We start from the raw sequence: 13119 nt of genomic DNA, 5'->3' as shown, positions 1-13119 counted from the left end.
TCCTAGTTTTTATAAGAACCCTACAAATATACCAGCTAGAACAACAGAAACGATTGTTACACTGATGAATCCACCAACGAGCATAGATGGTAGCATATGATCCGTTAATACTTCTCGTTCTTTCTCATCTTGCGTTAAGGAATTAATAACCTCATTTGTAATGATGTAATCAGCAGGGAATCCGTAAAGAGCAGTTAAAGAAATAGCAAATGCCATATGTTTACTGACTTTTAGAACTTTCCCAATGATTAAAGAGAAGATGTACATCCCGATAACACCTAAAATAATCGTTCCAACAAGTGGATATAAAATTTCCATAATCATCGACGGGGTCGCTTTTTTCAACGCATCGAAAACAAACAACATTAAAACCATAATACATAAGCCAAAACCATTTGCTTTTTGTAATACTTGGCGCTCTAAGAAACCAACGCTGGCAGCAATTATACCGAACAATAAACAAAGAACATATGGGCTAATCGTTACGATTGGTGATAGTAATGTAGAAACGAGATACGCAAGGTAACCAACTAGAGCGAGACGGAAAAACTTGAAATAACTTGTGTTATATTTAGCTGGCATTTTGCGGAACATTTTAAGTTCTTCTTCAGGTTCTTCCGAAGAAGTAGTAGCTTGTCCAGTTGGAATTAATTCACCTTTGCGGAACTTCTCAAGCAGCATTTTCCCTTCTTTTTTTAGTGCAATGGAAGTTAAAGGATACCCGGCGAACCCTTGCATAACATAAATAACAATGGCGAATACAGACAATGTAGTAAGTCCTGCATTTGCTGCACCATCAGACATGATTAGTGCGGAAACTAATCCACCAACAAGAGGAGGAATTGCGACAACAACAGTTTGGAAATCAAAAAGGAATGTTCCAACTCCTAAAAGTGCGGCAATAATTCCTATAATCCCAGAGATAGATATTAAAATAGTTTTCCACTGTTCTTTTAATTGTTTAATAGAAAGTAACGTCCCCATGTTCGTAATGAGCAAGTAAATCATCATTACTGCAACGACTGGTGGTACCCCTGCAGTGGAAACAATCTCTGTTGGAAAGAAAGTCCAATAACCTATTATGAAAAGGACAGCAGATACAAAAACAGATGGTATCCAAGCCTTTGTACGAGTAGAAACAAAATCTCCGATAAAAAGAATCGCAATAACAATAACTAACGCAAGCATTTGTGGCATAATAATCTTTCCTTTCTGACAATGGCGAATAATCCATATAGTAACACGACTTTCATAAAATATAAAGTATATAATATATTTCAGAATAATTAGTTTTATATAAATAGAAATGTAAGTGCTTTCGTTTTGAGTGAATTTATTTTGACAATAAAAAAGCTATCCTGAAAAATCAGGATAGCTTTAAGAGAATACAAATTATTAAGCTGGGTTTAATTCAAGTTCTACAGAGATTTTGATGTCTTCTCCGACAAGAACGCCACCAGTTTCAAGGGCTTGGTTCCAAACTAAGCCAAATTCTTTACGGTTTAATTTTGTTTCAGCAGAGAAGGCTACAACTTCTTGGCCCCATGGATTAGTACCTTTACCGCCGTATTCAACTTCGAACGTTACAGGTTTTGTAACGTCCTTAATTGTAATATCACCAGTTACATCATATTCGCCGTTGTCTGTTTTTTTTATGTCAGTAGCAACGAATTTGATGCTCGGGAAAGTTTCTGTGTCAAAGAAGTCAGCAGAGCGTAAGTGGTTATCGCGATCTTCGCTGTTTGTAGTAATTGATTTTACATCGATATCAAAGCTGATAGAAGCACCACTTAAATCTTCGGAATTACCTTCTAAATCAGCAGTGAAGTTTGTGAAAGAACCTTTTACCTTTGAAACCATCATGTGTTTTACAGAAAAATCGATGCTAGAGTGAGCAACGTCAAGGTTAAATTTTGTCATTTTTAATTTCCTCCTAAAATAAGTTTTGTTATTAAAAGTATAAAACATATTAATCTTGAAATCAAGATATTTCAATTCGAAACAAATTAAAACTTCTTCTTTAGTTATTACCCTTTTCTAAAAAGTACTAACATCAATTACTTTATGTAACTAACTATATATTTATACCATACTTACGTCAAGTAATTAAATTACTTTGGTTTTACAAAACAATTTTAAGGGAATATAATAGAACGAAATAGAGGTGAATCAAATGAAAGAAATGTTATTATGCCCACGTTTAGCAAAGGCAATGGAATTGATCGGAAAAAGGTGGACCGCATTAATTATTTATCAATTAATGGACGGAGCGAAACGATTTAATGAAATTGAGTCGTCTCTACCTATTAGTGGTCGATTACTTTCAGAACGTTTAAAAGAGCTAGAAAAAGAAGGTATAGTAGATAGAAATGTTTTTTCAGAAGTCCCAGTGAGAGTGGAATACAACTTGACAGACAAGGGTCATGCGCTAAAAGATGTAGTTGGTGGAATTGAATCTTGGTCTAAAGAATGGTTGTAACAATTTAACTTGATAAATTAGGTGCGAGAACGCATACTATGTAAGGATACAAGGTTAATGGAGAAAGGATTGTCACTTTTTGACTAAACAACAATGGTTTCAAGATTTAATTACTCAGTTAGATCCTAGCAATGTAAAAATAGATGAAGCACTAAACTTGCATACAATGACACGCATGGGTGGAATTGCAGACTTATTTGTTACGCCTGAAACGGAAGACCAAGCGGCTTTCGTCGTGCAATATTCGTATGAAAATGACATTCCGTTATTGCTATTAGGAAATGGCTCTAATATGGTCGTTCGAGATGGTGGCGTTCGCGGTATCGTACTTCGCTTAGAAAACCTAAATAAAATCACGATAGTTGGCAACAAAGTAATTGCGGAAAGTGGAGCAGATATTATCGATGTTTCAAGAACTGTAGCAAAGGAATCCTTAACAGGCTTAGAGTTTGCTTGTGGAATCCCTGGATCTATCGGTGGTGCAATGGCCATGAACGCTGGTGCATATGGTGGAGAAGTGCAGGATGTAATCGTTCAATGTACTGTGCTTACGCCGAGGGGTGAAAAGCTCGTTCTTTCCAAGGAAGCATTAGAACTTGGTTACCGAAAGAGTGTTATTACCAAAAAAGGTTATTATGTTCTTTCTGCAGAATTTGAATTGCGGCCTGGCACTCAAGAAGAGATAGATACGAAAATTGCGGATTTAACATTTCAACGCGAATCCAAGCAACCATTAGAATACCCTTCTGCAGGCAGTGTATTCAAACGCCCGCCTGGTTATTTTGCAGGGAAATTAATCCAAGATAGCGGATTGCAAGGAAAAGGTTTTGGAGGGGCGGAAGTTTCGACGAAGCATGCGGGATTTATTGTCAATAAAAACAATGCAACTGCTACTGATTATATAAGTACGATTGAAATGGTGAAAAAAGCAGTGAAAGAAAACTTTGATGTTGAGTTAGAATTAGAAGTGAAAATCGTTGGTGAGAATCAATCATAATATATTAAAAGACCTCTGAATATATTAGTATTCAGAGGTCTTTTTTATGCTGGTCTTTCCACTAAAACGTATATTGTCAGTTAGTGTTAAGAACTAGGAGGGGATATGATTGTGAAAAAAAGGTGGAAAATAGTCGCTTGGGTATTGGGGATTATCCTTTCGATATGTGTTGTTGCGGTTGTTGGTTTGAATATGTATTTATCTAGCTCAAAGCCAATCATCAAGGGGAGTCTTACTTTAAGTGCACTAGATGCGGATGTGAAAGTTGTCCGGGATGGGTTTGGGGTGCCTCATATTAAAGCTACATCAGATGCAGATTTATATCGTGCACAAGGGTTTGTACAAGCGCAAGACAGGCTTTTTCAAATGGATTTAGCTAGAAGACAAGCGAGTGGAAGATTATCGGAAGTTGTAGGTGAAGCGGCAGTAAATACGGATAAGTTTTTCCGGACATTTAGCTTGAGAGATGCTGCTGAAAAGTCCTATGATGGTTATGATGCAGAGGCAAAAGATGTATTGAAGTGGTATGCAGAAGGAGTAAATGAATTTATTTCGTTTGCCAAAACGGATAACAAGCTAAGCTATGAATTTAAACTGCTTGGATATGAACCCGAAGAGTGGACACCTATTGATTCATTAACGATAGGTAAATACATGACGTATGATTTAGGTGGTAATTGGTCTTTATTAGCACTAAGGCACTGGGCTTTAAGTGAATTTGGGGAAGATAAAGCGAAGGAATTATTCATCAATTATCCTGAAGGTGCACCAGCCATAATGGAAGCTAATTTAAGTAAACCTGTAAATGTAAGCGGCTATTTTGATCCTTCCATTTTGCCAAATGAATTTAATGGAAGTAATAACTGGGTCGTAAGTGGTGAGAAGACGGAAAGTGGACTACCTCTCCTGGCGGATGATCCGCATTTAGGATTAAGTACACCATCTATTTGGTATCAAATGCATTTAGAATCACCAAAACAAAATGTAAGTGGCGTTATTTTTGCTGGTATTCCAGGCATTATTTTAGGACATAACGAAGAGGTTGCATGGGGTGTAACGAATGTTGGACCAGACGTTCAGGATTTATATATCGAAACTCCGAATCCGGATGACCGTACACAGTTTTTGTATGAAGGGAAATGGGAGCAAGCCAAAGTACGGAATGAACCGATTAAAGTGAAAGGGCAAGAGGATGTTCCCTTCAAAGTAGTGGTCACCCGTCATGGTCCTATTATTTCAGATGTTTTATTCAAGCAAGAAAAAGCCTCAGCCTTGTTTTCCATGCAGTGGACTGCACTTGAGCCAACGCTTGAGTTACAAGCCATTTTGGAAATGAATAAATCATCTAACTGGGATGAATTCGAAACTGCTTTAGAAGATTTCCATGCACCAGCACAAAACTTTGTGTTTGCCGCAAAAGATGGAACAATTGCATATAAAGCGAACGGCCGAATACCGATTCGTAAATCGGGTGATGGACAATTGCCTGTACCAGGCGATTTGGCTCAATATGGTTGGAAAGGGTATGTTCCGTATAATGAGCTTCCCACAGTTGTGAATCCTAAGGAAGGGTTTATTGCTACTGCAAATAATCAAGTGATAGATGAATCATACCCGTATCATATTACCGACTTTTGGGCGCAATCTTACCGATATGAACGAATTGCGGAAGTGTTAGAAAGTAAATCTAATTTAACAAAAGAAGATATGATGAACCTGCAAATGGATCAAACAAATTTATATGCAAGAGAGTTTTTAAAACAAATGCTCGGTTCTGTGGAACAGTTAGATAGAAACGGTGAGTATAAAAATATCATCGCTTTATTAACAGACTGGAATCAAGTAGATAGTAAGGACCAAGCAGCCCCACTCATATTTCACAAATGGATAAAAGAGCTACCAAATGTCTTATTGGAAGATGAAATGCCGGAAGATGTTTATGAGATGTTGCCAGGGAAAGGGAATATCTCCGATCAGTTTCTTCGGAATGGGTACAAAGATGAAGCGAGCGCTTGGCTAGATGAATATGGTGGAGTGGACAAATGGGTGTACGACTCGTTCGTGATAGCGGTCGCAGATATAGAAAATGAGTTTGGAGCGAATGAAAAAAAGTGGAAATGGGGAGATTATCACCAACTTACGTTTGATCATCCATTATCTGGTGCATCACCAATTTTAGCTTATCTTCTAAATCCAAAACCAGTACCGATTGGTGGGTCAAATATTACCGTTCAAGCAGCTGCTTTTGGAGACGATGGTAGAGTAGATCACGGAGCTTCTTGGCGATTCGTAGCTGATTTGACTGATTTATCTCAGACCTACCATATAGTCGGACCAGGTCAAAGTGGACATGTGAAATCAGTGTGGTATTACAATCAAGTGAAGGACTGGGTAGAAGGTAATTATCATACAACGGTGATTGATGGTGCAATAGAAAATGGTTATGAATTAATATTAAAAGCGATATAAATTTCAAAATGAGCGACTGCTTAATATAGAAATGGTCGCTTTTGTGCAAGAATAAGAAAGTATATATATAACTTTTATGCTATGAACAAGTTGATTTCCGCTGCAGGCAGACCCTTTCCGCGGGCAGTCCGTGAGCCTCCTCGCTTCGCTGTGGGGTCTCACCTGGACGCGCTTTTCTCGCTGGAGTCGCCGCCTTCCGCTCCGATCAATAGCCTAAATCAGGGAAGAATATACTTCGTCCAATTAATAAATTGGTGTACTTTCTTTTACTTATCAAGGTAAGCGGAAACAGAGAAAAAAATAGATATCATTTATTGATAAAGAAACGCTGAGCGGACGAAATTGTATCTTCGTCCGCTTTTAAAATAATAGGAAAGTATCTAATCTCTCATTAACCAAACCTAATGCAACATGTCACTACCTATTTCAAGAGGGCAACGGACAAACATACGCCACAAGATTACCGAAAAAATGTATCGTGAAGTGACGCAGTCACTTCACGAACCACAAAAATTCCAACGGTAATAATGTAGCTGATGCTTTGTCTAAAGCACTCTGAAAATAGTAAAGACAAAATGCACTGAAAGGACTTTTGCGTTTTTCCTATGTTCATTATGCATCATTTCTATCCTGTCAGAAATGATGCATAAATAATCACATTCAAATATCCGTTTGAATGTCCTTGCGTTTTGAATAGTTTGAACATATAATAGGAATAACAATCAAACGATCATTTGAATGAGGTGAAAACGTGCAAACGAAGGATATATGTGAAGTAACGAAAGTACATGAAGACGTTGTATTTTCCGTAAAAAAGAAACTGCCAGATGTGACAAAGGTAGCACTGATTTTTAAAGCATTAGCAGATGAAACAAGATTAAAAATTGCGTATGCGCTCACAATTGAAGAAGAGCTTTGTGTGTGTGATGTAAGTGAAATTATTGAATCTTCTACAGCAACCGCATCGCATCATTTACGATTTTTACGCGATTTATCTCTTGCAAAATCACGTCGCAAAGGAAAATTAGTTTACTATTCATTAGCTGATCATCATGTAAACGAGTTAGTTAAAATTGCGTATGAACATGCAGTAGAAGAGGGTGAGAAGATTGGACAAAGCAGCCATGAAAGAATATAGACTTGAAAATCTAACCTGTGCCAACTGTGCAATGAAATTTGAAAACAATATAAAAAATTTACCTGATGTAATGAATGCAAATGTGAACTTCGGGGCATCCAAAGTTTCAGTCATTGGAACTGCCACAATAGAGGAAATCGAAAAAGCGGGAGCATTTGATGGCATTAAAGTTGTACCGGTCAAGCAACGTCCACAAGAGAAGATTCCTTTTTTCAAGAGAAAAGAAAATGTGTTAACAGCTATTTCTTTTATATTTTTAGCAATCGGAATTATCGCATCCTATTTATATGAAGAAATGCATCCAGTTGCGGTTGGATTATTCGTTATTTCCATCATTATTGGTGGCTTCAATTTATTTAAAGGAGGTCTGATTAATCTATCTCGCTTTTATTTTGATATGAAGACACTTATGACGATTGCAATTATTGGAGCCGCAATAATCGGTGAATGGCGAGAAGGAGCAGTTGTTGTCTTTTTGTTCGCTGTAAGTGAGGTTTTAGAAGCGTACTCCATGAATAAAGCACGACAATCGATCAGTCAGTTAATGGATATAGCTCCTCCAATTGCAACGATTCGACGAGGAAACCAATTAGTAGAAGTAGACACTGAATTTATTCAAATAAATGACACGCTTATTGTGAAACCGGGGCAAAAAATTGCGATGGATGGTATTGTGTTAAAAGGGACATCTGCTGTTAACCAAGCTTCTATTACAGGAGAAGCGGTCCCAGCAATGAAAACAATTGGCGACGAAGTGTTTGCTGGTACGTTAAATGAAGAAGGATCTTTGGAAGTACAAGTAACGAAAAGAGTAGAAGACACAACAATTGCAAAGATTATTCATTTAGTTGAAGAAGCGCAAGCTGAAAAAGCACCTTCGCAAAAGTTTGTCGATAAATTTGCGAAATATTATACGCCTGCAATAATTGCAATAGCTTTTCTAGTAGCAATTGTTCCTCCATTATTCGGAGCTGATTGGAAAACATGGATTTACCAAGGGCTTGCAGTACTAGTTGTAGGTTGTCCTTGTGCTTTAGTTGTATCAACACCAGTAGCAATCGTAACAGCAATCGGAAACGCTGCAAAGCAAGGGGTACTCATTAAAGGTGGCATTCACTTAGAAGAAATTGGTAGACTTCAAGCAATTGCTTTTGATAAAACGGGCACTTTAACAAAAGGATATCCGGAAGTTACGCTTGTAGAGTCTGAATCCACCAATGATTTTATTCAAAAAGTCATGTCTATTGAAACGTATTCACAACATCCACTTGCACGAGCGATTGTGAAATATGGATCGAGAGAACATATTCACACTGTTGAAATAGAAGGATTTCAATCTGTCACTGGTAAAGGTGCAGAAGGGATTATAGATGGTAAAAAGTGGTCAGTGGGTAGTGTTTCTTGGATTACTTCTTTAAGCGTCGTTTCGAATGAACTGATTGAAAAAATTGAACTACTACAATCAGAAGGAAATACAGTGATGCTTGCTGCAGAAGAAGGCGTTTATAAAGGGTTTATAACAGTGGCAGATTCAATTCGTTCAACGAGCGGTAAAGTATTACAAGATCTTAAAAATGCAGGTATTAAACACACCGTCATGCTTACCGGAGACGACGCACGAACTGCACATGCCATTGCGGCTAAACTAGGAATGACCGATGTAGAAGCAGGGTTAATGCCCGAACAAAAACTTTTGGCCATTAAAGTGTTGAAAGAAAAATATGGTGCTGTTGCAATGGTAGGGGATGGAGTGAATGATGCACCGGCACTTGCTGCATCCACTGTGGGAATCGCAATGGGTGGAGCAGGAACGGACGCTGCACTTGAAACTGCAGATGTTGCATTAATGGCAGATGACTTAGAGAAACTTCCATATACGATTCGATTAAGTCGAAAAGCATTGCATATAATCAAAGAAAATATTATGTTTGCATTAGGGTTAAAAATCATCGCGCTTTTACTCATCATTCCGGGATGGTTAACGTTATGGATTGCCATCTTTGCAGATATGGGAGCGACATTACTAGTAGTGTTGAATTCTTTGCGACTATTAAAAATGCATAAGTAGTACGTTTGGGGGGAAGAAAATGAGGCTTACAGAGTGGACGATGGAGGAGCAAGAACAGCTCATCCATTTCATGACAACTAATACATGGCCGTATCATGGAAATTCACATCCAGCCAGAGAACTAATTGAAAAAACTATAGAAGAAGGCGGATATCAATCCGACGAAGTGAAGACATTTTGGGTTGAAAATGAAGAGAATGAACAAGTAGGAATTGTTAAAATTTATGATTTACAAGATGAGATTCCTTTATTTGATTTACGAATTGCAGATGAAGCGCGTGGAAGAGGATTTGGTCCACGTGCTTTGAAAATGGTTGCAGAATACATTTTTCAATTACCTGAAGTGAAAATTCGCTTAGAAGGCCATACAAGACAGGATAATTTTGCGATGCGAAAGACGTTTGAAAGGGCTGGATTTGTGAAAGAGGCTCAGTTACGTCAAGCATGGTTTTCTCCAAAAGAAGAATCGTACTATGATGCAGTAACGTACGGCATGACAAGGGATGATTTTTTAAAGGGAACTGCTACACCTGTTATTTGGGACGATGGTTTCAATAATAATACGAAAAAAGATGAGTTAAACTCTTTTTCGGAGGAGTTTTATACGGAACGGCTTCTTATTCGAGCACCGAGGTTAGAAGATGCACCAAAAGTTTGGGAAACGGTTATTGGATCGCATGAATCATTAAAAGAGTGGATGCCATGGGCTCAAAAAATGCAAACATTGGAACAGACGACAACTAATATACGTCAAGGTATGGCTGATTTTATTACACGAAAGAATCTACGACTTTATTTATTTTTAAGAGAAACAGGTGAATTCGTCGGGGCTTCCGAATTACATCATATAGATTGGGATGTTCGAAAATTTGAAATTGGCTATTGGATTGATAACAAGTTTGAAGGAAAAGGGTTGATGACGGAAGCCTGCGAACGTATTACACAATTTGCTTTTGAGGAGTTACATGCGAATCGTGTGGAAATTCGTTGTGATAGCGAAAATGTAAGAAGTCGCTCCGTAGCGGTAAGACTTGGCTATTTATTGGAGGGTACACTTCATAAAGATTCTCTCTCAGCTGATGGAAAAAGATTAAGAGATACATGTATTTATGCAAAAATAAAATGAGGGATTGCTTATTAGGCAATCCCTCATTTTAGACCGATCTTCTTCCTGTAACAAGTTGGATGATAAAAACAATCACGGCAATAACTAATAATGCGTGAATAAGGCCTCCGCCAATCTTTAATACTAAACCAAGTAACCAAAATACGATTAATATAACGATAATAGCCCATAAAATTTTACCCATATAATTTCATCCTTTCTTAAAGAGCATGTGGTTATTAAAGTTTTACCCTTTAGGATAAAGTATTAAACATACAGTTACTTTTTTACGAAAGAAGAGATAAAATTGCTTACAAATGTTATGGAAGAAATTGTGCGAAGTATTGTGACAATTCTTATGAGAGGTACCGAATATCAAACTTTTTGTAAATGTGCACAGTGTGAAATGGATATTATTGCTTTGAGTCTAAATACATTACCTGCACATTATGTAACTACAGAACAAGGAAGAAATTCGGTTTTTGAGCGAATGAATTCACGGGAAAATTTAGAGTGGATTAATAAGAGAATCATACAATCTATACATGTTATAGGAAAGTATCCCCATCGTAACTAAGCCCGCAATTAATATTCTCCTTAAGTCAAGGGTACCAGCTTTAATATTGCTGAGTACACTTTTGTTTTTTTTATAGAAGTCGCCGCGATAAAGCTTAGTATATTCTTTAAATGGATTATTTTTACTTCTATAGTCCGCGGTATACATGAATCGGTGGGTGCATGATTAGAGTAGGTAGTACTAGAAAAAATAGATAGTATCCATTGATAATGAAGTGCTGAGCGGACGAAATTGCATCTTCGTCCGCTTTTAAAAGAATAGGACAGCATCTTATCTCTCATTATCAAAACCAAATGCACTATGTCCTTTCAAATTCCAAGAGGGCAACAGACAAACATTTGCCACAAGATTACCGAAAAAATGGATCGAGAAGTGACGCAGTCACTTCACGATCCACAAAAATTCCAACGGTAATAGCGTAGCCAATGTTTCGTCCAAAGCACTCTGGAAATAGTAAAGACAAGATGCACTTAAAGGACGCTTGGATTTTTCTTAGTTATAATTTAAATTGTTTCACTAATGTTTGCAAGTCTTCCGCCATGGTAGATAAAGAAGAGGCGGATGTGGAGATTTCCTCCATGGAAGCAAGCTGTTCTTCAGAAGCGGAAGCCACATTTTGCGTGTTGGACGCAGAAAGTTGAGCAATACTAGCCATTTCTTCAAGAGAAGCATTTACTTCTTCCGCACTTGCTGACATCTCCTCAGAAATAGCGGATACTTCTTGAATTTGGGAAGTTACTTGTTCTATCGATGTTAATATTTTTTCAAAACCGGCTCCAGCCTCCTGAACGACCGTCATACCAGATGCCACTTCTTTAGTTCCAACTTCCATTACATTTACTGCTCGACCAGTGTCAACTTGTATTTGATTGATCAAGTCAGCTATTTGATCAGCAGATTCCTTCGACTGTTCTGCAAGCTTTCGCACTTCATCTGCTACAACAGCAAACCCTTTACCATGTTCGCCGGCACGGGCAGCCTCAATTGCTGCATTTAATGCCAATAAGTTTGTTTGATCTGCTATTCCAGTAATTACTCCAATAATATTTCCGATTTCCTGTGATAATCCCCCTAACTTTCTAATAACAGAAGCGGAGTCTTCAACAGATAGATTGATGGTGTTCATTTGTCGTATTACTTTTTGTAGCAATTCATTGCCAAGGTGAGCTTCTTTGCTAGTTTCAATTGCTGATTCTGAAACGCTAGAAGACGTTTCTGCTACTTGCTGAATTCCGATTGTCATTTCTTGCATGGCAGTGGAGCATTCATTTGCACCTAGTACTTGTGTCTCAGCACCACTTGCAATATCTTGAATAGATGTTGCGATCTGATTAGTCGCCTGTGTTGTTTGTTCGGCACTCGCAGTTAATTCTTCCGCAGAGGATGCCACATGAACAGAGTTTAGGCTAACTTGTTCAATTACCATTCGAAGGTTTTTCGCCATATCATTAAAGGAATGAACTAACTCGCCAATTTCGTCTTTGTTTTTTACTATTACTTCATTAACAGAAAGGTCTCCTTCGGCTAATTTCTTTGCTGAATTTGCTAATGCTATAATTGGTTTGGAAATAACACGTCCCATGAAAAGAGCGATGAGTACTCCTGCTAATACTGCAATGACACCTAAGATTAAAGCCAATGTTTTCGTTTTTTGAACGAATGACGTATTCTCTGAACTTCCGTCTGCTAATAAATTACTTTGAAAATCGGAAAGTATAGTCACTTTTTCATCAAGCCTTTTCACTATATCTCTTCCCTCTGTGGAGATAAGGTTTACGTATTCACTAGTCTTATTTTGTTTTTTTAGTTGAAATACCTTTTCGGAGAATTTCGTATAATCATTCTCTACCTGGTTTATATCCTCTAACATTTTAATTGCTTCCGGTTTTTTAAACTTTGGTAGTAGTGACTCATAACTTTTCTTATAATCAGAAACTGCGTCAGAATAATCTTGAAAGGCTTTTTCATCCCCTACTACTAAATATCCCCGCATGGCTATCATTTCTTGTTTCGCAGCTATTTGTAGTTCTTTTATTTTTACAGCTTTCATTGCTTTGTCTTCTAATAAATCTCGATACGAATTATCTACGTTTGTAAGTTGGATAAAATTAATGCCAACTATTATTGTTAAAATTAATAACACAGCAATAAATCCACTTAATAGTTTCTTACTGATTGTCCATTTCACTAAAAACACCTCTATACTCTCATTATTTTTCTTATCTATTATTAAATCCCACGCTCTTTTTTGTGATGTTATATCATCTCATTTCGATTATTAAGGAT

11 protein-coding genes are annotated in these 13119 nt (G+C 37.4%); 7 read left to right on the top strand and 4 right to left on the bottom strand.

The features are described 5' to 3' along the window. Positions 1 to 9: 9 nt before the first annotated feature. Positions 10 to 1197: a hypothetical protein gene (locus tag PB01_RS17905; protein WP_151701429.1), complete on the bottom strand. Its 1188-nt coding sequence runs from the start codon at positions 1195 to 1197 to the stop codon at positions 10 to 12. Between the two features lie 198 nt (positions 1198 to 1395). Further along, positions 1396 to 1920: a YceI family protein gene (locus tag PB01_RS17900; protein WP_151701428.1), complete on the bottom strand. Its 525-nt coding sequence runs from the start codon at positions 1918 to 1920 to the stop codon at positions 1396 to 1398. A 253-nt stretch (positions 1921 to 2173) separates the two neighbouring features. On the opposite strand from PB01_RS17900, the gene PB01_RS17895 reads away from it, so the two are divergent. The 6 genes from PB01_RS17895 (at position 2174) to PB01_RS17870 (ending at position 10277) form a co-directional block, all read left to right on the top strand. Then, positions 2174 to 2479, top strand: a complete 306-nt coding sequence (locus PB01_RS17895) for a winged helix-turn-helix transcriptional regulator (protein ID WP_151701427.1) — start codon at positions 2174 to 2176, stop codon at positions 2477 to 2479. Between the two features lie 79 nt (positions 2480 to 2558). Continuing rightward, entirely contained in the window at positions 2559 to 3476 is a 918-nt protein-coding gene (gene murB / locus PB01_RS17890; protein WP_151701426.1) for a UDP-N-acetylmuramate dehydrogenase, read from the top strand. A 105-nt stretch (positions 3477 to 3581) separates the two neighbouring features. Continuing rightward, the gene (locus PB01_RS17885) at positions 3582 to 5945 is read left to right on the top strand and encodes a penicillin acylase family protein (protein WP_151701425.1); all 2364 of its coding nucleotides are present in this window, start codon (positions 3582 to 3584) and stop codon (positions 5943 to 5945) included. Between the two features lie 751 nt (positions 5946 to 6696). Further along, positions 6697 to 7083: an ArsR/SmtB family transcription factor gene (locus tag PB01_RS17880; RefSeq protein WP_151701424.1), complete on the top strand. Its 387-nt coding sequence runs from the start codon at positions 6697 to 6699 to the stop codon at positions 7081 to 7083. Continuing rightward, a complete protein-coding gene (locus PB01_RS17875) occupies positions 7070 to 9151 on the top strand; it encodes a heavy metal translocating P-type ATPase (RefSeq protein WP_151701423.1) in 2082 nt (693 codons plus the stop codon). The genes PB01_RS17880 and PB01_RS17875 overlap by 14 nt, the downstream gene beginning before the upstream one ends. Before the next feature lie 19 nt (positions 9152 to 9170). Next, a complete protein-coding gene (locus PB01_RS17870; protein WP_151701422.1) occupies positions 9171 to 10277 on the top strand; it encodes a GNAT family N-acetyltransferase in 1107 nt (368 codons plus the stop codon). A 28-nt stretch (positions 10278 to 10305) separates the two neighbouring features. Here PB01_RS17870 and PB01_RS17865 read toward each other — a convergent pair whose 3' ends face one another. Further along, on the bottom strand, positions 10306 to 10461 hold the full coding sequence (locus PB01_RS17865; protein ID WP_151701421.1) for a lmo0937 family membrane protein: 156 nt from the start codon (positions 10459 to 10461) through the stop codon (positions 10306 to 10308). Between the two features lie 117 nt (positions 10462 to 10578). Between PB01_RS17865 and PB01_RS17860 the strand changes: the two genes are divergently transcribed. Beyond that, the gene (locus PB01_RS17860; RefSeq protein WP_151701420.1) at positions 10579 to 10833 is read left to right on the top strand and encodes a late competence development ComFB family protein; all 255 of its coding nucleotides are present in this window, start codon (positions 10579 to 10581) and stop codon (positions 10831 to 10833) included. A gap of 496 nt (positions 10834 to 11329) precedes the next feature. Here the strand turns inward: PB01_RS17860 and PB01_RS17855 are convergent, their stop codons facing one another. Beyond that, on the bottom strand, positions 11330 to 13021 hold the full coding sequence (locus PB01_RS17855; protein ID WP_151701419.1) for a methyl-accepting chemotaxis protein: 1692 nt from the start codon (positions 13019 to 13021) through the stop codon (positions 11330 to 11332). Between the last annotated feature and the right edge of the window lie 98 nt (positions 13022 to 13119).

The sequence above is a fragment of the Psychrobacillus glaciei genome (genome assembly GCF_008973485.1).
Classification (GTDB): Bacteria; Bacillota; Bacilli; order Bacillales_A; family Planococcaceae; genus Psychrobacillus; species Psychrobacillus glaciei.
This window is presented reverse-complemented; position numbering and strand designations above follow the sequence as displayed.